Origin of the sequence: Allobosea sp. 47.2.35 (genome assembly GCF_024655635.1) — a bacterium.
Taxonomy (GTDB): Bacteria; Pseudomonadota; Alphaproteobacteria; order Rhizobiales; family Beijerinckiaceae; genus Allobosea.
This window is the reverse complement of sequence record NZ_JANLGI010000010.1, coordinates 1-20,161: the sequence shown is the minus strand read 5'-3', so window position 1 is coordinate 20,161 and position 20,161 is coordinate 1. Positions and strand designations below refer to the sequence as shown.

The following is a 20,161-nucleotide window of genomic DNA, read 5'->3' as shown; positions in this document are numbered from 1 at the left end:
CGGCGGCTGCTTCAGCGCGGCGCGGATCATGCCGCGGCGCGTGGTCGCTCAGGCGAAATAGGCCTCGAGCTTGACCATGGTGCCCGTCCAGCCATGGGTGTGGCCGCGGACGGCGGCATCGTCGGCGAGCTTCTCGTGCAGGAGCGTCAGGATCGTGCCGTCGCCGTCCGGCTTGAGCGTCACGGTGACACGCGAAACGCGCTCCGGCGTGGTGATCCAGGACCAGCTGAAGACCAGCCGCTCGTTCTCCACCACCTCGAGATAGCGGCCGAGAACCTCGTGGCGCTCGCCGGTGTCCTCGATCATGACGACCCGATAGGCCCCATCGACGCGCGGGTCGATCTGCGCCTCCTGCGCCACGACATTCTCGGGGCCGAACCAGCGCACCAGCAGGTCAGGATTGGTCCAGGCCTCGTAGACCTCCGCCGGCGACGCGTTGAGGCGGCGCTTCATCGTGAGGCTCGGTGTCACCGGCTGATGCATGTGCCCTCTCCCGCCCTCAGCCTTCGCCCTTGCGCCGCGCTTCGAGCAGCGCCTCCAGCGCGTCGAGCCGCTCGGTCCAGAAGCGCTGATAGCGCGCCAGCCAGCCCATCGCCTCCTCCATCGGCTCCGCATTCAGATGGCAGGACACGGTGCGCCCCGCCTTGGTCCGCGTCAGCAAACCGGCATCCGTGAGGACGTCGAGATGCTTCATGATGGCCGGGAGCGAGACCGGAAACGGCTTCGCCAGCTCGCTGACCGACAGCCCGTCCTCCCGCTCCAGGCGCGCCAGCAAGGCCCTCCGCGTCGGGTCCGCCAAAGCGGAGAAGGTCCGGTCGAGCTGCGCGTCTTGAAACTTAACCATTGAGTTAAGTGTAGACGACAGCATCGACGCCTGTCAAGGCAGAGCAAACCCACCCTGACCGACGCCTCCGTGCGCGGACCATGTGAAGAGCGATGGAGCGTTACGAGGCGGCGGCCTCACAGCCCGTAAGTCTCGGCAAGGGACCGCGGATCGGTCGTCAGCGCGAAACGTGCCGAGGTCTGGGACAGGTTGGGATTGTAGAACGGATCGCGCCCGACCGCGCTCGCCCACTGGCGGTTGAACCTGTCGAGCTCGCCGGCTTCTGGCTCTGGCCGGCTGACGGATTCGTGGTGCTCAAGGCAGGCATAGGGCGTGAACACGAAATGCCCGCCGGTGTGGACGTTGAGGCGCATGCAGAAGTCGATGTCGTTGTAGTTGATCCGATAGGCCGGGTCGAAACCGCCGACCGCCAGGAAATCCGTGCGCCTGACCATCATGCAGGCGCCGGTCACGGCGCTGTAGTCACGCGGGACGACGGCCGAGCAGACCTGCCCGATCTCCGAGGCAGGATGCAGGTAATAGGGATGCGACGGCCCCTGGCCGAGCAGCAGCACGCCGGCATGCTGAATCCGCCCGTCGGGGAAGAACAGCTTCGCGCCGACGCCGGAGATGCCGTCCTGCTGGCACCACATCAGCATCTCCTCGATCCAGCCGCGCGAGATGATCCGCATGTCGTCGTTGAGCAGGAGCAGGATGTCGCCCCGCGTCGCCTCGGCCAGCCGGTTGATCTTGTCCGAGAGGTTGAAGACCTCGCTTTCGTAGCGCACCAGTCGCGCGCCGAGATCGCGAAGCGCCTGTTCCAGCTCCGGGGCAAGATCGCCATTCTCGGCCACGACGATCTCGATATGCGCGTATGTCGTCAGCGCGTGGATCGACCTGATGAGGTCGAGCACATACCAGCTCCGGCCATCGTCGCTGCGGTAACCCGCCGTGGGGATCGCGATCGAGACCAGCGGTTCACCGGCAATGTCGAAGCGGACGCGATGCGTGCCGGGCAGCGGGCCGGGCAAGACCGAGCCACGATGCGGACCGTGATCGACGAAATCCTGCACCGCCCGCCGGGCTGCCAGTTCCGCCTGCGGCTTGGCCTCGCCACCCGAGGCGGTCGACTGCGGCAGCGTGCGCCAGTGGTAGAGAATGTCGGGTATATGGACGATCTGCTGCGTCGCTCCGGCAAAACGCAGCGCGAGGTCATAATCCTGCGCAAAATCGTAATCCGGGCGGAAGCCGCCGAGCTGCCGCGCCAAGCTCGTGCGATAGACGCCGAGATGGCATGAATACATGCAGGACAGGAGATACGCGGGCGACCAGTCCGGCTTGAAGAATGGGGCCGAGCGGCGGCCGGCCTCGTCGATCTTGTCCTCGTCCGAATAGAGCCAGTCCGCCTGCGGATGCCGGTTGATCGCCTCCGCGAAGGCGTGAAACGCGTGCGGCGCCAGCATGTCGTCATGGTCGAGCAAGGCGATGTAGTCCCCGCTCGCCTGCGCGAGGGCTGCATTGCTGGCCCGCGCGATGCCGCCATTCACGGGCAGGAAGGCCGGCCGGATGCGCGGGTCGCGGGCGGCGAACTCCCTGAGAATGCGATGTGTCGCAGGATCGGTCGAGCCATCGTCGACGGCAAGCAGCTCCCAATCCGGGTAGGTCTGCGCCAGCACGGATTCGACCGCCTTTTCGAGGAAGGCGGGCGGCGAATTGAAGGTGGGCATGATGATCGAGAAGCGCGGCCTGATCGAAAATTCAGTGGCTTTCGCGACGAAGCGATGGCGCAGCTCCTCGGTCACGGTTCGCTGGCGCTGCCAGTGGCCGTAGGCGGCCGCTTCTCCAGCCGCGCCCGAGGCGAGCCGCTGGCGCAGCGCCTGCCATTCGCCGCGCAGCAGCATGCCACCCGCCCGCACCAGCTTGCGCGCGAGCACGCCCCGCCGATGCAGATCCCGCAGCTGACCGAGTAGCGCGAACGAGCGCCGTTGCGGCACGGCGAGCGAAGACAGCGCCAGATCATGCAGCGCGAAGCGGCAGGGCGCCTCGCTGGGGTCGATGCGGAAGGCGCGGGCCGGAGCCGGCAGATCGATGATCGTGGCGATCTCGATCCTGCCGCCGCCCGTCGGGATGGCGACGCTGTCCTCCTGGCGGAAACCCTCGCCGATATCGAAGTAAAAGCGCCAGCAATCCCCGTGCTGCGCGTCCGCGTCTGGCAGGGTTGCGGAGAAGCGGATGGAGAGAAGGCCGGCAGGCGCGTGCTGGGGCACATAGAAATAGCAATCGAAGCCGTCGCTGCGCCAATGGCCTGCCATCGCGTCGGGGCGCAAGTTGCCTGCCGGGTGGAAAGGCTGACCGGCCTGCCGCTTCAGGAATGCGCGCAGCGAACCGAAGGCGCCATGCATGCTGGGCTCGGCGCCGTCCTGGCCGGCCGCCGTGGTCTCGATATCCGTCATGTCTTGATCCGTGCTCCGGAAAGGGAGGTCAGGCGCAGTGGTCGGGCCAGGCCGCGTCGCGCGCATTCAGGCGTGGCGCCGGGCCAGGCCAGTCGATGCCGAAGGCGGGGTCGTTCCAGCGCAGGCCGCGCGCCAGATCGGCGCGATAAGGCGCGCCCATCATGTAGAAGACCTCGCTGTCCGGCTTAAGCGTCTGGAAGCCATGGGCGCAGCCTTCCGGCACGAACAGCGCCCGTCCGTTTGCCGCATCCAGCTCGACGCCGACCCATTCGCCACGGGTCGGCGAAGCGTCACGCAGGTCGACCGCCACGTCGAAGACCGCGCCGCGCGTGCAGCGCACGAGCTTGGCATCCGCCTCCGGCATCGCCTGGTAGTGCAGTCCGCGCAGCGTGCCCCTGTGCGGGTTGAAGGACAGGTTGCACTGTGCCGGCGCGAAGCGGATGCCGTGCCGAGCGAAGACATCGGCGCAGTAGCAGCGGGCGAAATGCCCGCGTTCGTCCACGAGCGGCGCGAGATCGACGACGAAGACGCCGGCGATGCGGGTTTCGGCGAGGATCACGCGAGCACTTCGACTTGCGGGATCGGGACGACGAAACGCCCGCCCCAATCACGCAAAGCCGCCATCTGCTGCATGATCTCGCCCTTGAGGTTCCACGGCAGGATCAGCAGAAAGTCCGGCTTTTCCGCCAGGATCGCATCCGGGGACTTCACCGGGATGCGCGTGCCCGGCAGGAGCCGGCCCTGCTTGTGCGGGCTGCGGTCGACGGTGAAGGCGATGAGTTCCGGCCCGACGCCACAATAGTTGAGCAGCGTATTGCCCTTGGCCGGCGCGCCATAGGCCGCGACCCGTTTCCCTGTCCGCCTGGCGTCGATCAGGAAATCCAGCAGGGCGCATTTGGTCCGGGCGACCCGCTCGGCGAAGCCTGTGTAGGAATCGATCCTGTCGAGGCTGAACGCCTCCTCCTCCCGCCGCAGCGCCAGCACCGCTTCAGAGGGAATGCGCCCCGCGGCGCCGGCATGGCCGGCATAGACACGAAGCGAGCCGCCATGCGTCGGCAGCCGCTCGACGTCGAACATGGCAAGGCCATGCGCGGCGAGCACGCGCTCGATCGCGAGGAAGGAAAAATAGGAGAAGTGCTCGTGATAGATCGTGTCGAACTGGTTCTCGACCAGCATCCGCAGCAGATGTGGGAATTCGAGTGTCAGCACGCCCTCCGGCTTCAGCAGGAGCTCGAACCCGGCGACGAAATCGTTGAGATCGGGCACATGCGCGATGACGTTGTTCGCCGCGATCAGGTCGGCCTGGTGGCCCTGCGCCGCCAGTTCGCGCGCCGTCTTGCGGCCGAAGAAGCGTACCTGCGTCGGGATGCCCCGCCGCTGTGCGACAGCCGCGACATTGGCTGCCGGCTCGACGCCTAGGACCGGCACGCCCGCCCGCTGGAAATACTGAAGCAGGTAGCCATCATTGCTGGCGACCTCGACGACCTTGCTGGCGTCAGAGAGGCCGAAACGTTCGACCATCGCCACGGCATAGCGCTCGCTATGGTCGAGCCAGCTCTGGGAGAAGCCGGAGAAATAGGCGTAGTCGCTGAAGATCGCGCCGGGCGTCTCGACATCGCGCGCCTGCACCAGCTTGCAGGCATCGCAGACAAAGACCTGCAGCGGGAAGAAGGTTTCGGGTTCGGATGCATCGTCCCGGGCGACGAAGGCGTTGGCCAGCGGACTCATGCCGAGATCGGCGAAGACCGTGGTCAGGGGCGCGCTACAGAAGCGGCATTTGCAGGAGTTCATGAGCGAAAGGCTCCGCTTTCATAGGATTCGATATCGGCGGCGATCAGGTCGGCCGCCGGCGTTCCCAGGCGATGGCGCTGGTACCAGCATGCGGTCAGGGTGAGCGCCGCCTCGAAATCGAGGCGCGGGCGCCAGCCGAGATGCTGGCGCGCCTTGCCGGAATCGAGCGCAAGCCGGTTCGCCTCATGCGGGCCGAATGCCCCGTCGCTCGTCCAGGAGGCGCCATCGCCCCAGAGCCGGGCGAGCGTTTCGAGCACTGCCGCGACGGGCCGTTCGGCGCCGCTGTCGGGCCCGAAATTCCAGGCGTCCGCTAACCGGCCGTCACCTGTGTGAAGCCGCTCCGCCAGGAGCAGATAGCCGCAAAGCGCGTCGAGGACGTGCTGCCAGGGCCGCGTCGCCTGCGGATTGCGCAAGGCGAGCGGCTGGCCAGCGGCAAAGGCCCGGACGGCATCGGGCACCAGCCGATCCTGTGCCCAATCGCCACCCCCGATGACGTTGCCGGCGCGCACGGTTGCGATCGCGATCGGGCGATCCAGCGAGGCCGCGAAGGAATTTCGCCAGGAGGCGGCGAGGATCTCGGTGCAGGCCTTGCTGGCGCTGTAGGGATCATGCCCGCCGAGCGGGTCATTCTCGCGATAGGCCCAGGGCCATTCGCGGTTCTCGTAGCACTTGTCGGTGGTCGCGATGACCATGCTGCGCACGCTCGGCTGGAGGCGAACCGCCTCCAGCAGATTCAGCGTGCCCATGACATTGGTCTCGAAGGTCAGGTGCGGATCGCGATAGGACCGGCGCACCAGCGGCTGGGCAGCAAGATGCAGCACGATCTCCGGCGCGAACTGCTTCAGAGCCGCCTGCACCGCCTGCCCGTCGCGGATGTCGCAGGCGACGCCCGGCATGATGCTGCCCAGGAAGCCGAGCCGCTCGCCTTCCGCCTCATCCTGCGTCGGCAGCGACAGGCCAAGCGGCACGGCACCGAGCCGCGCCAGCCAGAGGCCGAGCCAGCTTCCCTTGAAGCCGCTATGCCCGGTGACCAGAACGCGCCGCCCGTACCAGAAATCGGGATCGGGATTCACCAGACCCGCCATGGTGCCTCGCCGGTTTCCCAGAGCTCTTCGAGGCGGCGCTTGTCGCGCAGCGTGTCCATAGGCTGCCAGAAGCCGTCATGCGGATAGGCCATCAGCTCGCCGTCGCGGGCGAGGCCCTCCATCGGGCCGCTTTCCCAGACGATGTCGTCGCCGGCGATCCGATCGAGCGCGTGCGGCTCCAGCACGAAGAAGCCGCCATTGATGAAGCCTGAATCGCTTGCCGCCTTCTCGCGGAAGCCGCTGACGCCGTTGCCGTCGAGATCGAGCACGCCGAAGCGGCCGGGCGGGCGCACCGCCGTCACCGTCGCGGCGCGGCCATGGCTTTCATGGAAGGCGACCAGCCGGTCGATTGGCACGTCCGAGACGCCGTCGCCATAGGTCAGGCAGAAGCTTTCGCCTTCCAGATAGGGCTTCACGCGGGCAAGGCGCCCGCCCGTCATCGTCTCCTGGCCGGTATCGACCAGCGTGACCTTCCACGGCTCGGCCCGGCCGGCATGGACGGTCATGCCGCCCTGCGTGAAGTCGAAGGTCACGTCCGAGGAGTGGAGGAGATAGTTCCCGAAATACTCCTTCAGGAAATAGCCCTTGTAGCCCAGGCAAACGACGAACTCGTTGATGCCGTAGCGCGAATACAGCTTCATGATGTGCCAGATGATCGGCCGTCCGCCGATCTCGATCATCGGCTTCGGGCGATATTCCGATTCTTCCAGGATCCGCGTGCCGCGCCCGCCAGCCAGGATCACTGCCTTCCTGATCTTCATCATCCGCTTCCGCCTTCGTACCTGACACCAGGCATGCCCGATTGATGTGAGAAATATTCCCACTCGATGTTGACGTGGGAATTATTCCCACTTATTCAACCTGTCAACCCGCCACTGCGTCGTTTCCCGCGGCTCGCGACAGGCGGGAGGTCCATTCGAGGAGATTGGCGGGTGTCAGCCCCTGCGATGCTTGTTCACGATGCGCGGTCGCGCGGCCGCCACCCCTGGCGCGGCGCGATCGCCGACGCCACTGAGGCCCTTAGGCTCGTCGAACTCTGGCTCACGATGGGCTGGTACGATGTCCGCCAGCGCTACAGCCGTTCGGTCTTCGGCCCGTTCTGGGTGACGATCAGCCTTGCCGTCTTCGTCGCCGGGCTCGGCGTCACCTATGCCGCGCTCTTCCGCGTGCCGGTCGTCGCCTATCTGCCCTATGTCACCGTGGGCATGGTGCTGTGGTCGCTGATCACTGCCCTGCTCAACGAAGGCGCGGCAACCTTCACGGCCGCGACGGCCGCGATCAAGCAGATGCCGGCGCCGATCGGCATCCATGTCCTGCGCGTCGTCTGGCGCAACCTGATCATCCTCGCCCATAACGCGGTGATCGTCCTCGTCGTCCTCGCCGCCTGCGGCGTCAGGCCTGGCTGGGCCGGGTTCGCCGCCCTGCCGGGCCTCGCGCTTCTCCTGCTCAACGGCATCGGCTGGAGCGTGACGCTCGGCCTCGTCGGCGCGCGCTTTCGCGACATGATGCCCCTCGTCGCCAACGCGACGCAGATGCTGCTCTTCGTGACGCCGGTGCTCTGGCGCGCCGACGACCTCGGTACGCGGCGCCTCCTCGCGGAGCTGAACCCGCTGTTCCACCTGATCGAGATCGTGCGCGCGCCCCTGCTCGGGGCCGGCGTCCCGATGGAGAGCTTCGTCGTCGCGGGCGGTGTCACCCTGCTCAACCTTGGTATCGCCTTCGTCCTCTATGCGAGGCTGCGCTGGCGCGTGGCCTATTGGCTGTGAGGCGGCGATGAGTTCGATCCGCCTCGACCGCGTCAGCGTGCAGTTCCCGCTCTATGGCGGCAGCGCCCGCTCCCTGCGCAACCGTATCGTCAGCAGCGCCACCGGCGGCCGCATCGGCTCCGACGCCAGGTCACGGACCTGCGTCGAAGCGCTGAGCGGCATCGATCTCACGATTGCCCATGGCGAGCGCGTCGCCCTCGTCGGCCATAACGGCGCCGGCAAGACGACGCTGCTGCGCGTGCTCGCCGGTATCTATGTCCCGCAAAGGGGGCGCGTCGCCGTCCATGGCAAGATCGCGCCGCTCTTCGATATCGGGCTCGGCATGGATGGCGAGGCGAGCGGCTACGACAATATCCGCCTGCGCGGGCTCTATCTCGGCCTGAGCCGCCGCCAGATTGAGGGCCGCATCGACGAGATCGCCGCCTTCACCGAGCTCGGCGGCTTCCTGGACATGCCGATCCGCACCTATTCGGCGGGCATGCAGACGCGCCTGTCCTTCGCGATCTGCACCAGCGTCAATCCCGAAGTGTTGCTGCTCGACGAGGGCATCCTCGCGGGCGACGCCGCCTTCATGGCGAAGGCGCAGATGCGTCTGGAGGCTTTCGTCGCCCGCGCCGGCATCCTCGTCCTCGCCTCGCATAGCGATAGCCTGCTCGCCAGCCTCTGCACGCGCGCGCTGCGGCTCGAACATGGCCGGCTCGTCGCCGACGGGCCGTTGCAGGACGTGCTGTCCCCTTCCCTTTCGTCTTCCCTCAGGAGAATCCCGGCATGATCGACCTCGCCGAAAGCCGGACGCGCTGTGTCGCCGGCATCGTGATCTATCGCCCGCAGTTCGAGGCGCTGGAGCGCCTCGTCGCCTCCCTCGCCAACGACGTCTCGACGATCGCGGTTTACGCGAATTCCCCCGTCAGCGGCGCGGAGCAACAAGCGCTTGAGGCCGCCGCCGGCCGGGCTGAACTCGTCGTACTGCGGCCCGGGCTGAACCGGGGGCTCGGCGCCGCCTACAACGCCCTGCGCCAGCTCGCGGAGGCCTGCGGCAGCGAATTCCTGCTCCTTCTCGACCAGGACAGCCAGCCAAGACCGGGGCTCGTCGGTGCTCTCGCCGCGACCCATCGCGATCTCGCGGCGCGAGGCGAGCGCGTGGCGGTCGTCGGGCCGCAACCGGTCGATGCCGCAGGCGAGGCCATGCGGCTTTCGACCGTAGAGGCGCTGCCGCACGCGCAGGCTGCTCCGGTCCGCACGCGGTTCGTGATTTCGTCGGGCTCGCTGATCCGCCTCGACGCACTCGCCGCCATCGGCGATTTCCGCAGCGACTATTTCATCGACGCCATCGATATCGAATGGTGCCTGCGCGCCGGGGCAGCCGGCTATTCGATCTGGGTCGATCCGGCGGTTTCGATGCCGCACCAGCTCGGCCGCGGAATCATCCGCCTGCCACTCGGGCTCCTGCTCACCGATCAGCCGGCGCGCCGCCTCTACACCTATATCCGCAACCAGCTCGCCATGCTGCGCCTGCCGCATGTCCCCATGTCGCACAAAGCCAAGTTCGTGGTTTCTCTGCCCGTCAGGCTCGCGGCCCATCTCGCCCATCACCGCTTCTCCCGCGATTGCGTGGCCGCCCTGCTCAACGGGCTGGCCGACGGAGCACGCAACCGGCTGGGGCCGCCCGACCGGGCGCTGATCCCGTGGTGGGGCCGCAGCACGCGCTTTCCTCGGGCGACCAATGCCGCAGGTTCCGCCCCTGCCGCAGACGGGCGGCACGCAGCATGAGCAAGCCGACCATTCTGGTGCTGGGGCGCTCCGGACAGCTCGCCACAGCGCTTGCCAATTGCGGCGGCGACAACGTCGTGACTGCGGGGCGCCCGGATTTCGATCTGGCGGAGCCGGGTGCCGCCGAACGGCTTCTCGATCGGCACCATCCGGCCATCGTCATCAATGCCGCTGCCTATACGGCGGTCGACAAGGCGGAAAGCGAGCCGGCCGCAGCATTCGCCCTGAACCGGGATGGCCCGGCCACACTGGCCAGAGCCTGCGCCCGCTCCAGGCTGCCGCTGATCCATGTCTCGACCGATAGCGTCTTCGATGGGGAGCTAGATCGCGCCTATCGGGAAAGCGACACCCCCCGACCGATCAATGTCTACGGCGCCTCCAAATATGCAGGCGAATGCGCCGTGCTGGATGCGCTGCCCTCCGCTCTGGTCGTGAGGACGTCGTGGATCTTCGGAGGTCACGGTGCGAGCTTCGTCAGCCGCCTGTTGAGCTGGGCCGAAGGGCGCGACCGGCTGACGATCGTCGGCGACCAATATGGCAGGCCGACCTATGCCCCGGCGCTCGCAAAGGCGCTGCTGATGCTGTCATGGCGGCTGCGCGACGGGGTGATGAGCGGCGGATTGATGCATCTCGTCGGAGGAAGTGTCCTGAGCCGGGCGGAGCAGGCCCGGATCATCCTGGAGTCGGCCGCCCGACGCGGGCGCGGCACGACCGAGGTCATCGCGATTCCGTCGAGCGCTCACCCCACGCCAGCGAAACGCCCGCTCAATGCGGTTCTGGACTGCGGCTTCGCCGAACGGCAGGGCGTTACGCTCGGGCCATTCGAGGCTGATCTCGACGAGACGCTCGACAGGTTGCTTGGACCGGCCACACCGGGGCGAGCCGCCTCCTGATCGCGCAAAGCGGCGTCAGCGGCTCGGACCGCCGCCGCCTCCTGGCCCGCTGCCGGGCCCACCCAGGCCGCCCGGACCACCAGGCCCTGCGCCTCCGGGACCCATTCCAGCAGGGCCTCCGAAACCAGCCGGACCGCCACCGCCTCCTGGACCTCCAGGGCCGCTCGGCCCGCCGCCGATCATGCCCGGGCCGAAGCCGTTCGGCCCGGGGGGTTGCGGGCCAGTGGGGCCACCGATACCCCCGGCACCTTCGCCATTCGTGCGTGCCAACCGCAGGTTGTCGATGCTCGGGATGCCATCGGGGCCGATGCGGCCATCCAGCACCGCACGCACATCCTGCCAGGGCGAGAACGCGTAACCGAAAGCCTCGCTGCGAACGGCGAGGCCCGAGCCGAGCAGAAGCTGGCCTTCGCCGCCGCGCACATAGCTCTCGACCGAGAAGGCACTGCCTGCCGGCAAGGGCGAGGCCTGCGCGATATCGTTCGGGCGGAAACCGCCTTTGGCGATCCGCCCCGCCACCGCGATGCGACGACCGATAAGAGCCGGATCGGCCTCAAGCAGCTTGAGGCCGCCGATCCAGAGACCGTCATCATCCTGCTCGACGACGCCGGTGACGCGCATGGCTTCCTTGCCGGAACGTTCGACCAGGCTGGCGACGATCGTTCCGTCCAGCCGGCGCAGGCCGCTGATTGCGACGTGCTCGCCCTTCCGCCAGCCCTTCGTCGGCTCGCCGGGGCGCATCTGGACGGCCTGGCCCAGCACGTCGATGCCGTCGCGGTAGACCGCGGTGACCGGCCCGACCACCTCTCGCTCGACGGCAATGGTGTTCGTGACGAGCCCGCCGGCGTCCGGCCGCGCAACCACACGCACGACATGGCCGATGCGAAGATCGCGGGCGCTGCGAACGAGGCCGTCGATGGTGACCGGCACATCCTGCGGATAAGCGATCCGACTGTCATTGACGATGATGCTGCCGAAGCGCTGGATCGTCCCGACGAAGCCGGTGCCACCGATGCCGCGATCCGAGCCGGAGCTGCCTTCCGGTGCGAAGCCGGTGCCGCCGATCCCGACATCGCGCGGCCGCTCCGGCGCAGCAACAGCCGGGCGCCAGGCCACAGCGCAGCCGAGAGAGGCCAGCAGCGCCCGGCGCGTCAATGCGAGGCGGCCGCTCATCCCTGGCTATCCCCGGCAGGAGCTTCACCGGGAACCTCCTCGCGGAAGACATAGACGCCGCAGTTCCAGCGATGATCGCCGCCCGCATCGCTCTCGCAGGCGGCGTTCGCCTCACGGTTGAGCTGCTGCAGCATCTCGAGGGCAAGCTCGCGCGAGCGTGCCTCCAGACGTTCGGCCAGCTCGGCCGAGAGCCCGTCATAATGCACCGAGCGTTCGACGAAAGGCGGCTTGCTGGCCAGCACATTGGCGACCGAAGCGGCGAGATGGTCGTGCAGGTTCCGGCCGAAATAATACAATTTGTCGTCGTCGCCATGCTGGGGAATGAAGGCCGCCTCGGCCAGTGCGATCCGGTCTTCGGCGTCGATTGTGACGATTCGGCGGTCGATCCATTCGTCGAGCACGGCGCGGGGACGCAGGTCGCGCGTCACCGACGCCACGAGTTCCTCGAAGGAGGGCTGCCCGGCATCCGCCGTGCGCGGCAGGGGGGCGGGTGTCCCGGCCGCGTCGCAGTAGCGCGGCGAGGCCAGCCAGCGCGCGATGATCGCGCCCGTGCGCGAGACCGAGGCCGGCACGGCATTGACCGGCGCGCCGGCGCCACGCAGGCGGCTGACCTCCTTGCGGTGGATCCCGGTCAGCAGGCTGACGCGGCTGTCGGTCTGCTCCTTGCCCGGCAGCGCGAAATCATACTCCGCCACATTGACGTAGAGTTCCCGGAGCAGCTGGCACAGCGCCGGAAACGTCATCCCGGCGCGGATACAAAGCCGCACGAGCGGGCGCAGCAGCCGCGCCAGCGGCGGATAGAGCTTCTCGGCGGTGGGGTCCTGGGCTGCGTCCGACATGTGGCGACATTTAGACTTTTCCAATGTGGGATACAATCCCACAAATTTTTACCCCACCCCTTGCCGCGGAGAGAAAGGCGGTTTATGTGGGAATAATTCCCACTAAATGAAACACCCTCTCACATGACGCTCATCTCCGCCCTGTCCCGGCGATCCCGTTTCATCACGTCCTTGCGGCGTTCCGAACTCGTTGTCGCGACCAGCCGGGCCCTCTGCTGCGTGGTGGCAATGTCTGTGCCCTATGCCCTGTTCGTGATCGAGAACGTGCTGCATCCATGAGCAGCCTAGCCGCCTCCAAAAACGCTGCGGAGACGCTCGATTCCCGCAAGGCCAAGACGCCTGGCGAGCGTCTAAGCGTTTCCGTTCCGCGCCTTGTCGGCTGTGCGTTGCTGATCGCGCTGGGGTTGATGATCGCCTGGCTTCTGGTTGCATCGGAAACGACGCGCGAGCGCGAGGCAGGCTGTCAGCACAGCAGCTATCGCGACCCGGTGACGGGGCAGCAGGTGATGCGCCCCTGCCGGGCCGTGTGAAGATAGCCGCGTTGCTTCAGGCGGTGTGATCGTCCGCCGGCATGACCTCGCCACCAAGCAGACAGCCGACGGGCCGGCCGTTGGCAAAGCCGATCCTGACGCGGATTTCCGAGAGCGCGTTCATCGCCCGGCCCTGCAGGATGGTGATACGACCGCTGTCGCGGGGAACGAGATCGTTCTTGAGCAGACCGAAGGCCAGCGCCGCCGCGGCGATGCCGGTCGCCGCGTCTTCCGGGTAGCCGGAGGATTTCGGGAACTGCCGCGCCTCGAAGACCCGCTCGGCCTGATCGGCGACGGCGTAAGGATAGAGCCCGGTCGAGGCGATGCGCTCGCAGCATTTTTCGGTGAGGGCCATGTCGGTCGTCAGCGCCTGAAGATGCGCGACGCTCTTCATCGGGATCAGCGTCTTGACGCGCGAGGTCACCGCATTCTGGATCGGCAGGTCGAGCAGGTCGCTGCGTGAAATCCGGAGCGTCGCGAGCACATCCTCTTCCTGCGCACGCTTGAGGTCGACGACCTTGCCGACCGGCTGGCTGATCTCGACAGACGGATTCTTGGACGTAAGGTTATCGACATAGCCGGTGACGGAGCCGCTGCGCGTCTCGATCCGCATCTGCCCGGCATCGAGACGACCCGCCGTCGCCAGGCACCAGAGCGCGCCGATCGTGGCGTGGCCGCACATCTCCATCTCGTGGCGCGGAACCCAGAACCGGAAGGTGAAATCGGAATCGGTGCCGGAGGGCGGCCGGACGAAGCCGGATTCGTGGCCGTAGCGGGCGGCGATCGCCCGCATGTCCTCATCCTGCAAAGCCGCCGCGTCGACCACGATCGGACAGGGATTGCCGCCCTGCCCCTGATGCGTGAACACGTTGACCAGCCTGATCCCGTCCTGCGCCATCGCCCTGCCCGTCCCGTCGAAGCTGGAATCGCCCCCCCCTGCTCCGAGGGGCCAGCCACGACTTCGCAGCAAATCGCGCTTCCCGCAACGAACCGGCGCGATCAGGCCGCGGCTGCGGCCTCGTGGCGCGACACATGGGCGATGGCGGCGCGCAGGTCGTCCAGCGTCGCCTCGGCGCCGACGCAGCGCTCGGCGAGATGGCGGCGGAACATGCGTGCGCCCGGACGGCCCGGGAACAGGCCGACGAGGTGGCGGGTGAAGGCATGCACGCGCCCGCCCCGCTCGATATGCGCAGCGATATACGGCTCCAGCGCCTCCAGCATGGCGAAAGCGTCCGTCACCGGCGCCTCCTGCCCGAAGAGCAGCGGATCAACCTGAAGGAGAATCTCGGGATTCTGATAGGCCTCGCGGCCGATCATCACGCCATCGAGCTTCTCCAGATGGGCAGGCCATTCGGAGGGCGCCTTGATGCCGCCGTTGATCGCGATCGGCAGGTCCGGATTGGCCGCCTTCAGGCGATAGGCGCGCTCGTAATCGAGCGGCGGGATCTCGCGGTTTTCCTTGGGCGAGAGCCCCTGCAGCCAGGCCTTGCGAGCGTGGACGGTGAGCGCATCGACACCGGCGGCGCGCACCGAAGCGGTCAGCGCATCGAGCGCGGCTTCCGGGTCCTGATCGTCGACGCCGATGCGGCATTTCACCGTGACGGGGATCGACACAGCCGCCTTCATCGCCGCAACGCAATCGCCGACCAGCGCCGGCTCGCGCATCAGGCAGGCACCGAAGGCCCCGCCCTGCACGCGGTCGGAGGGGCAGCCGCAGTTCAGGTTGATCTCGTCATAGCCGAAATCGGCACCGATCTTCGCCGCTTCCGCCAAAAGCTTCGGGTCGTTGCCGCCAAGCTGGAGCGCGACGGGATGCTCGACGGCGTCGAACCCGATCAGCCGCTCGCGATCACCGCGGATCACGGCCTGCGCCGTCACCATCTCGGTATAGAGCAGCGCATGACGCGACATCAGGCGGTGGATGACGCGGCAATGCCGGTCCGTCCAGTCCATCATCGGCGCCACGGAGAAGCGCCAGAAGCTCGCTGCGCGACCGGCTTCGGTTGTCGGGATTTCTGCGTTCAACTCTCGGCCTGCCGATGCCTGATTGCGGTGATGCGTCGTCGCCAGATAGGCCGCTCCCGGCGTCAAACGACGCCCAAACGGCAAAGCTGCGGCGTATATGGCGCAAATCGCCCCAACACGCGAGGGGCACGGCGAAAAATCCGAGCTCTACCCCGTTCTAACTGCCTCCGTAAGCCCATGGAACCGTGCCGCCGGGCTGCCGGTTGGAAGGGATGGAGGCTGCCTGTCGCAAACCTTTTCCGAATGGCGGCGGCACCTGAAAGGCGGAGTAGCATATGACCGAGGCTCCGCGTGTTTCACGCCGCTCCCGCATGCGGCAGTTCTTCCGCATCGCGCTGCGCTACTGGCGCGGCAGGGCGCGCTGGCAGGCGTGGGGGCTGACAGCCGCCGTCTTGATCTTCATCGCGGCGCAGACGGCCAGCGCCGTCGGCATCAATCGCTGGAACCGCTGGTTTTTCGACGCGCTCGAAAAGCGCGACGTCGAGGCCGTCTGGGCGACGACCGGCTGGCTACCCTTTCTCCTGGCAGCTTCCGCTCTCTCGGTTTCCGGCCTCGTCGTCAGCCGCATGCTGCTGCAGGTGCGCTGGCGCGAGAACCTGACGCGCCGCCTCGCCGGCTGGTGGATCGCCGATCAGCGCTATTATCGCCTGGGCTTCCTCTCCAAGAAGATGACCGCACCGGAATACCGGATCGCCGAGGATGCCCGGCTCTCGATCGAGCCGCTCGTCGAACTGGCGATCGGACTCATTACCGCCTTCGTCACGGCGGCGACCTTCGCCGCGATCCTCTGGCAGGTCGCCGGCTCCGCCGAATTCACGCTGGGTGGAACCACGATCGTGATCCCCAGCTATATGGCGGTGGCGGCAGTGGTCTATGCCACGATCGCCTCGCTCGCGGCCTATCTCGCGGGGCGCCCACTCGTCGCGCGCGTCGCCCACAAGAACGAGATGGAGGCGCAGTTCCGGGCCGAGATGACGCGTTTGCGCGAGAATGCCGAGAGCATCGCGCTGATCAAGGGCGATGCCGACGAGCGCAGTTCGGTCGGCGAGAATTACGGGCGCGTCGTCGCGGCCTGGCTCCGGATCGTGCGCCAGCAGGGCGTTATCGCGCTGGTGCTCAACACCAATGGCGCGCTGTTCCCGATCGTGCCGCTCCTGCTGATCGCGCCGAAATTCCTGGCCGGCGGCGTCACGCTCGGTGCCGTCGTGCAGGTCGTCGCGGCCTTCAGCGCCGTGCAGGCGGCGCTGATCTGGTTCGTCGATAATTTTGTGCGGCTGGCGGAATGGTTCGCCTCGGTCACCCGCGTCGACGAACTGGTGGAGGAGCTGGAGGCGCTGGATATCGGCACGATCATGGAGAAGGACGAGCAGATCGCGCTGGGCGAGAGCGACGATGGCGCGATCCATCTGGAGAACCTGTCGATCGCCCATAGTAATGGCCGTGTCGTGCTGGCCGATGCCACGGTCTCCATCCCGCAGGGCGCGAAGGCGCTGATCGCGGGCGAAAGCGGCTCGGGCAAGAGCACGCTGATCCGTGCGCTCGCCGGCATCTGGCCCTGGGGCTCAGGCACGATCCGCGTGCCGTCCGGCCAGACCATCGCCTTCGTGCCGCAGAAGCCCTATCTGCCGCGCGGCGCCTTGCGCGGCATCCTGCTCTACCCGGATTCAGACCGTGCCGTGCCGGACGAGGCAATCACGGCGGCGTTGCAGCGCTGCGGGCTGGGCTATCTCGCCAAGAAACTCGATGTCGAGGAAGAGGATTGGGACCGCATCCTCTCCGGTGGCGAGCGCCAGCGCGTCGCCTTCACGCGGCTGCTGCTGCAGAAGCCCGACATCATCGTGATGGACGAGGCGACCTCGGCGCTCGACGAGGAAAGCCAGGCTTCCTTGCTCAGCCTGTTCGACGAGGAGCTCGCCGAGGCGACGCTGATCAGTGTCGGTCACCGGCCGGGGCTGGAGGATTATCACGACCAGAAGATCACGCTGGAGCGGCGGCCGGCCGGCGCGCACCTGACGTCGAGGCGCCTACGCAAATCGCTGTGGCGGCTGTTCAGGAGCCGTAGCGCCGCCAATGAGGACGAGCGCCCGGAAACCTGAGAAAAGTGAGGGCGGCGCTCGTGGGAACGCCGCCCGACCTGGTTACCGCTTGGCGCGGGCGACGATCTGCGTCGGGTTGACGAAGCGCAGCGCGATCACGAGCCAGATCAGCGTCGTGACCATGTAGATCACCGCCATGGCATCGATCGACTGCACCGCGCGGACACCGGCGGCAAAGACTGCGTAGTAGAGCGCGACGACCAGCGTCTGGCTGGTCGGGCCGGCCGTGAGGAAGGTCAGTTCGAACATGGCGAGCGTCCTGACCAGCACCAGCAGCAGCGCCGCGAGGATGCCGGGCATGAGCAGCGGCAGCAGCACATGCACGAAGAGCTTGAAGGTGTTGGCGCCGAAGACGCGCGCCGCCGCCTCGATCTTGGTGTCGATCTGCTCGATGAACGGGATCATCACCAGGATGACGAAGGGCACGGTCGGCACGAGGTTGGCGAGCACCACGCCTGACATCTGACCGGCGAAGCCGGTCTGGTAGAGCACCGTCGCCAGCGGAATGCCGAAGGTGATCGGCGGCACCAGCAGCGGCAGCAGGAAGAGCAGCATGACGAGCTTCTTGCCCGGGAAATCCCGCCGCGCGAGCGCATAGGCCGCGGGCACGCCGATCAGGCCGGAGAGCGCCACCACCAGGAAGACGATCTGGAAGGTGACGAGCAGCACGTCATAGAGCTGGAATTCCGCCCAGGCGGCCGAGTACCAGCGCGTCGTCCAGCCGGCGGGCAGCCAGGTGCCGAGCCAGCGAGTCGAGAAGGACGAGGTCACCACCGTCGCGATCATCGCGAAGAGGTTGACGATGAAGAAGCCGATCAGCGTCCAGTTGGCAGCCGCCCAGAGCTTCGTCGAGAGACGGGTGTCTTTCACCATCGGATCAGCCCTTTCCGCCGCCGGCCGGGCCGCGATACAGCATGCCGCGTACGGCCAGAACCACGACGACGATGCTGAGCTGAACCACGCCCATGATCATCGCGACGGCCGAAGCCATGGAGTAGTCGTATTCCTCGAAGGCCGCCTGATAGGCCGCAATCGAGATCACGCGGGTCGGCCCCGAGGGCGCGCCGAGCAGCACCGCCGAGGGGAAGACCGAGAAGGCCTGCACGAAGCTCAGGCAGAAGGTGATCGCGAGCCCCGGCAGCAAGAGCGGGAAGAGGATGTGCTTGAAGCGGTCCCACGGCCCCGCGCCCAGCGTCGCACCCGCCTGCTCCAGCGCCGGATCGATGCCGGAGAGGTAGGACAGCGTCAAAAGGAAGGTGAAGGGGAAGCCGGTGATGACCAGCGAGAGCATCACGCCCCAGTAATTGTGGAGCAGCTTCACCGGCGAGGAGATGATGCCGAAGGTCATCAGCACGCGGTTGAACCAGCCCTGCGGCCCCAGATAGTTCAGCAGGCCCTCGGCGACGAGCACCGTGCCGAGCGTGATCGGGATCACCAGGATCGTGGTCAAGAGGCGCTGGTTGCGCATCAGCCGGACGCGGAAGGCGATCGGGATCGCCAGCAGCAGCGTCGCGATGGTGACCGGCAAGGCGAGCCAGAGTGTCGTCGCGATCGTCCCATAGAGAAAGCGATCGGAGAAAAAGCGCTGGTAATTGGCGAAGATGCCGCCCTGCTTCGGCTCGAAGGACAGGAAGAGCCCGTAGAAGAACGGGTAGATGAACAGCGCCAGCAGGAACAGCACCGCCGGCAGGACGAGCAGCGTCAGCCCGTCGAGCCCGCGCGCCGCCAGCCGCTGCTTCAGCGGGATGGAGGAGGTGTCGGTGCTCACGCCGCCCCTCCATAGACGAGGACGCGGTCGGGATCGGCGGCGAGCGTCACCGCCTCGCCCGGCGAGAGCTTGTCATGGGCGAGGAAGGACAGGTCGGTTCCGTCAGCCATGCGGGCGAAGCCGACGAATTCGCGGCCGCGGAACTCGGTCGAGACGACCTGCGCCTTAAGACCGGGCTGGCCGGCAGCGACTGGGTGCAGGTCCTCCGGGCGGATCGCCAGATAGCCGTCGGCGCCAGCGGAGACCGCCTCGCGGGCACGGCCGGAGAGCTGCGCATCGCCGACCGTGACGGCCGCCTTGCCGTCGCTGACCGAGGCGACCTTGCCCTTCACCTTGTTGCGGAAGCCCATGAACTCGGCGACGTCGAGATGGTCCGGCCGCATGAACAGGTCTTCCGGTGTGCCGACCTGACGAACCTGGCCGTCGCGCAGCACGACGATGCGATCGGCGAGCGAGAGCGCTTCTTCCTGATCGTGGGTGACGTAGATCGTGGTGGCGCCGAGCGTGTTGTGGATGCGGCGGATCTCCGCGCGCATCTCAAGACGCAGCTTGGCGTCGAGGTTCGAGAGTGGCTCGTCCATCAGCACCAGTGGCGGCTCGACGACGATGGCGCGCGCGATGGCGACGCGCTGCTGCTGGCCGCCGGAGAGCTGGCCGGGCAATTTCTCGGTCTGGCCCTGCAGGCGCACCAGCGCGGCGGCCTCGGCGACGCGCTTGTCGATCTCGGCGCGCGGCAGGCCGCGCATCTTCAGGCCGAAGCCGATATTCTTGTTCACGCTCATATGCGGGAAGAGCGCATAGCTCTGGAAGACCATGCCGAAGCCGCGTTCTTCCGGGCGCAGCGGATCGATGCGCTTGTCGTCGAGCCAGATGCCGCCGCCGGTCGCCGGCAGCAGACCCGCGATCAGGTTCAGCGTCGTCGACTTGCCGCAGCCGGACGGGCCGAGCAGCGCGATGAACTCGCCCTTGCCGATCGTCAGCGAGACGTCCTTGAGCGCGTTATGGGTGCCGAAGTCACGGCTCAGACGGTCGAGCCGAAGCTCGCGGAACGAGGCTGCGTTGATGGTCATGGCTTCCGGATGGATCTGAGAAACGGGATCGAAACGGCAGGCGGCGGGGGGCGGGGCCCCCCCCCCCCCCCCCCCCCGC

The 20,161-nt window shown here is 67.3% G+C and carries 21 protein-coding genes; 7 read left to right on the top strand and 14 right to left on the bottom strand.

What is annotated here, in order from left to right; translation table 11 throughout:
• Positions 1 to 48: 48 nt before the first annotated feature.
• The 7 genes from NUV79_RS13815 to rfbF form a co-directional block, all read right to left on the bottom strand.
• Positions 49 to 483 carry an SRPBCC family protein gene (locus NUV79_RS13815; protein ID WP_257733667.1) on the bottom strand — a complete coding sequence of 145 codons (435 nt, stop codon included), beginning with the start codon at positions 481 to 483 and terminating at the stop codon, positions 49 to 51.
• Between the two features lie 16 nt (positions 484 to 499).
• Positions 500 to 844 carry an ArsR/SmtB family transcription factor gene (locus tag NUV79_RS13810; protein ID WP_257733666.1) on the bottom strand — a complete coding sequence of 115 codons (345 nt, stop codon included), beginning with the start codon at positions 842 to 844 and terminating at the stop codon, positions 500 to 502.
• A gap of 116 nt (positions 845 to 960) precedes the next feature.
• A complete protein-coding gene (locus NUV79_RS13805) occupies positions 961 to 3,276 on the bottom strand; it encodes a glycosyltransferase family 2 protein (RefSeq protein WP_257733665.1) in 2,316 nt (771 codons plus the stop codon).
• A gap of 28 nt (positions 3,277 to 3,304) precedes the next feature.
• A complete protein-coding gene (gene rfbC, locus NUV79_RS13800; RefSeq protein WP_257733664.1) occupies positions 3,305 to 3,835 on the bottom strand; it encodes a dTDP-4-dehydrorhamnose 3,5-epimerase in 531 nt (176 codons plus the stop codon).
• Positions 3,832 to 5,067: a class I SAM-dependent methyltransferase gene (locus NUV79_RS13795; protein ID WP_257733663.1), complete on the bottom strand. Its 1,236-nt coding sequence runs from the start codon at positions 5,065 to 5,067 to the stop codon at positions 3,832 to 3,834. The genes rfbC and NUV79_RS13795 overlap by 4 nt, the downstream gene beginning before the upstream one ends.
• Positions 5,064 to 6,152 carry a CDP-glucose 4,6-dehydratase gene (rfbG, locus tag NUV79_RS13790; RefSeq protein WP_257733662.1) on the bottom strand — a complete coding sequence of 363 codons (1,089 nt, stop codon included), beginning with the start codon at positions 6,150 to 6,152 and terminating at the stop codon, positions 5,064 to 5,066. The genes NUV79_RS13795 and rfbG overlap by 4 nt, the downstream gene beginning before the upstream one ends.
• Positions 6,137 to 6,916 (bottom strand): glucose-1-phosphate cytidylyltransferase, encoded by a 780-nt coding sequence (gene rfbF / locus NUV79_RS13785; RefSeq protein ID WP_308218207.1) that lies wholly within the window; start codon positions 6,914 to 6,916, stop codon positions 6,137 to 6,139. The genes rfbG and rfbF overlap by 16 nt, the downstream gene beginning before the upstream one ends.
• A 168-nt stretch (positions 6,917 to 7,084) precedes the next feature.
• Between rfbF and NUV79_RS13780 the strand changes: the two genes are divergently transcribed.
• From NUV79_RS13780 to rfbD, 4 genes are read left to right on the top strand one after another with little or no spacing between them, the layout of a single operon-like run.
• Complete coding sequence (locus tag NUV79_RS13780) at positions 7,085 to 7,918, top strand: ABC transporter permease (RefSeq protein ID WP_257733661.1); 834 nt, start codon at positions 7,085 to 7,087, stop codon at positions 7,916 to 7,918.
• 7 nt (positions 7,919 to 7,925) lie between these two features.
• A complete protein-coding gene (locus NUV79_RS13775) occupies positions 7,926 to 8,690 on the top strand; it encodes an ABC transporter ATP-binding protein (protein WP_257733660.1) in 765 nt (254 codons plus the stop codon).
• Complete coding sequence (locus NUV79_RS13770; RefSeq protein WP_257733659.1) at positions 8,687 to 9,688, top strand: glycosyltransferase family protein; 1,002 nt, start codon at positions 8,687 to 8,689, stop codon at positions 9,686 to 9,688. The genes NUV79_RS13775 and NUV79_RS13770 overlap by 4 nt, the downstream gene beginning before the upstream one ends.
• The gene (gene rfbD / locus NUV79_RS13765; protein ID WP_257733658.1) at positions 9,685 to 10,581 is read left to right on the top strand and encodes a dTDP-4-dehydrorhamnose reductase; all 897 of its coding nucleotides are present in this window, start codon (positions 9,685 to 9,687) and stop codon (positions 10,579 to 10,581) included. Before NUV79_RS13770 ends, rfbD begins: the two co-directional genes overlap by 4 nt.
• Positions 10,582 to 10,596: 15 nt before the next feature.
• Here rfbD and NUV79_RS13760 read toward each other — a convergent pair whose 3' ends face one another.
• Positions 10,597 to 11,754, bottom strand: a complete 1,158-nt coding sequence (locus NUV79_RS13760) for a hypothetical protein (RefSeq protein ID WP_257733657.1) — start codon at positions 11,752 to 11,754, stop codon at positions 10,597 to 10,599.
• Positions 11,751 to 12,593 carry a DUF6502 family protein gene (locus NUV79_RS13755; protein ID WP_257733656.1) on the bottom strand — a complete coding sequence of 281 codons (843 nt, stop codon included), beginning with the start codon at positions 12,591 to 12,593 and terminating at the stop codon, positions 11,751 to 11,753. Before NUV79_RS13755 ends, NUV79_RS13760 begins: the two co-directional genes overlap by 4 nt.
• Before the next feature lie 123 nt (positions 12,594 to 12,716).
• On the opposite strand from NUV79_RS13755, the gene NUV79_RS13750 reads away from it, so the two are divergent.
• Entirely contained in the window at positions 12,717 to 12,872 is a 156-nt protein-coding gene (locus NUV79_RS13750; protein WP_257733655.1) for a hypothetical protein, read from the top strand.
• Positions 12,869 to 13,123, top strand: a complete 255-nt coding sequence (locus tag NUV79_RS13745) for a hypothetical protein (RefSeq protein WP_257733654.1) — start codon at positions 12,869 to 12,871, stop codon at positions 13,121 to 13,123. The genes NUV79_RS13750 and NUV79_RS13745 overlap by 4 nt, the downstream gene beginning before the upstream one ends.
• Before the next feature lie 16 nt (positions 13,124 to 13,139).
• Here the strand turns inward: NUV79_RS13745 and NUV79_RS13740 are convergent, their stop codons facing one another.
• Positions 13,140 to 14,021 carry a PhzF family phenazine biosynthesis protein gene (locus NUV79_RS13740; protein WP_257733653.1) on the bottom strand — a complete coding sequence of 294 codons (882 nt, stop codon included), beginning with the start codon at positions 14,019 to 14,021 and terminating at the stop codon, positions 13,140 to 13,142.
• A gap of 101 nt (positions 14,022 to 14,122) precedes the next feature.
• Positions 14,123 to 15,148: a tRNA dihydrouridine(20/20a) synthase DusA gene (gene dusA, locus NUV79_RS13735; protein WP_257733652.1), complete on the bottom strand. Its 1,026-nt coding sequence runs from the start codon at positions 15,146 to 15,148 to the stop codon at positions 14,123 to 14,125.
• Positions 15,149 to 15,423: 275 nt separating this feature from the next.
• Between dusA and NUV79_RS13730 the strand changes: the two genes are divergently transcribed.
• Positions 15,424 to 17,244 (top strand): ABC transporter ATP-binding protein/permease, encoded by a 1,821-nt coding sequence (locus NUV79_RS13730; RefSeq protein ID WP_257733651.1) that lies wholly within the window; start codon positions 15,424 to 15,426, stop codon positions 17,242 to 17,244.
• Positions 17,245 to 17,286: 42 nt separating this feature from the next.
• On the opposite strand, the gene NUV79_RS13725 is transcribed toward NUV79_RS13730, so the two are convergent.
• Genes NUV79_RS13725 through NUV79_RS13715 form a run of 3 tightly spaced genes read right to left on the bottom strand, consistent with a single transcriptional unit; the run spans position 17,287 to position 20,076 of the window.
• Entirely contained in the window at positions 17,287 to 18,117 is an 831-nt protein-coding gene (locus NUV79_RS13725) for an ABC transporter permease (protein WP_047580561.1), read from the bottom strand.
• Between the two features lie 4 nt (positions 18,118 to 18,121).
• Entirely contained in the window at positions 18,122 to 19,012 is an 891-nt protein-coding gene (locus NUV79_RS13720; RefSeq protein ID WP_257733650.1) for an ABC transporter permease, read from the bottom strand.
• The gene (locus NUV79_RS13715; protein WP_257733809.1) at positions 19,009 to 20,076 is read right to left on the bottom strand and encodes an ABC transporter ATP-binding protein; all 1,068 of its coding nucleotides are present in this window, start codon (positions 20,074 to 20,076) and stop codon (positions 19,009 to 19,011) included. Before NUV79_RS13715 ends, NUV79_RS13720 begins: the two co-directional genes overlap by 4 nt.
• Positions 20,077 to 20,161 lie beyond the last annotated feature (85 nt).

What these genes read in the sequence shown, in the direction of transcription:
- NUV79_RS13815 (WP_257733667.1), bottom strand. Translation starts at nt 483, where the DNA reads ATGCATCAGCCGGTGACACCGAGCCTCACGATGAAGCGCCGCCTCAAC.
- NUV79_RS13810 (WP_257733666.1), bottom strand. Translation starts at nt 844, where the DNA reads ATGGTTAAGTTTCAAGACGCGCAGCTCGACCGGACCTTCTCCGCTTTG.
- NUV79_RS13805 (WP_257733665.1), bottom strand. Translation starts at nt 3,276, where the DNA reads ATGACGGATATCGAGACCACGGCGGCCGGCCAGGACGGCGCCGAGCCC.
- NUV79_RS13795 (WP_257733663.1), bottom strand. Translation starts at nt 5,067, where the DNA reads ATGAACTCCTGCAAATGCCGCTTCTGTAGCGCGCCCCTGACCACGGTC.
- rfbG (WP_257733662.1), bottom strand. Translation starts at nt 6,152, where the DNA reads ATGGCGGGTCTGGTGAATCCCGATCCCGATTTCTGGTACGGGCGGCGC.
- rfbF (WP_308218207.1), bottom strand. Translation starts at nt 6,916, where the DNA reads ATGATGAAGATCAGGAAGGCAGTGATCCTGGCTGGCGGGCGCGGCACG.
- NUV79_RS13775 (WP_257733660.1), top strand. Translation starts at nt 7,926, where the DNA reads ATGAGTTCGATCCGCCTCGACCGCGTCAGCGTGCAGTTCCCGCTCTAT.
- NUV79_RS13770 (WP_257733659.1), top strand. Translation starts at nt 8,687, where the DNA reads ATGATCGACCTCGCCGAAAGCCGGACGCGCTGTGTCGCCGGCATCGTG.
- rfbD (WP_257733658.1), top strand. Translation starts at nt 9,685, where the DNA reads ATGAGCAAGCCGACCATTCTGGTGCTGGGGCGCTCCGGACAGCTCGCC.
- NUV79_RS13760 (WP_257733657.1), bottom strand. Translation starts at nt 11,754, where the DNA reads ATGAGCGGCCGCCTCGCATTGACGCGCCGGGCGCTGCTGGCCTCTCTC.
- NUV79_RS13755 (WP_257733656.1), bottom strand. Translation starts at nt 12,593, where the DNA reads ATGTCGGACGCAGCCCAGGACCCCACCGCCGAGAAGCTCTATCCGCCG.
- NUV79_RS13750 (WP_257733655.1), top strand. Translation starts at nt 12,717, where the DNA reads ATGACGCTCATCTCCGCCCTGTCCCGGCGATCCCGTTTCATCACGTCC.
- NUV79_RS13745 (WP_257733654.1), top strand. Translation starts at nt 12,869, where the DNA reads ATGAGCAGCCTAGCCGCCTCCAAAAACGCTGCGGAGACGCTCGATTCC.
- NUV79_RS13740 (WP_257733653.1), bottom strand. Translation starts at nt 14,021, where the DNA reads ATGGCGCAGGACGGGATCAGGCTGGTCAACGTGTTCACGCATCAGGGG.
- NUV79_RS13730 (WP_257733651.1), top strand. Translation starts at nt 15,424, where the DNA reads ATGACCGAGGCTCCGCGTGTTTCACGCCGCTCCCGCATGCGGCAGTTC.
- NUV79_RS13725 (WP_047580561.1), bottom strand. Translation starts at nt 18,117, where the DNA reads ATGGTGAAAGACACCCGTCTCTCGACGAAGCTCTGGGCGGCTGCCAAC.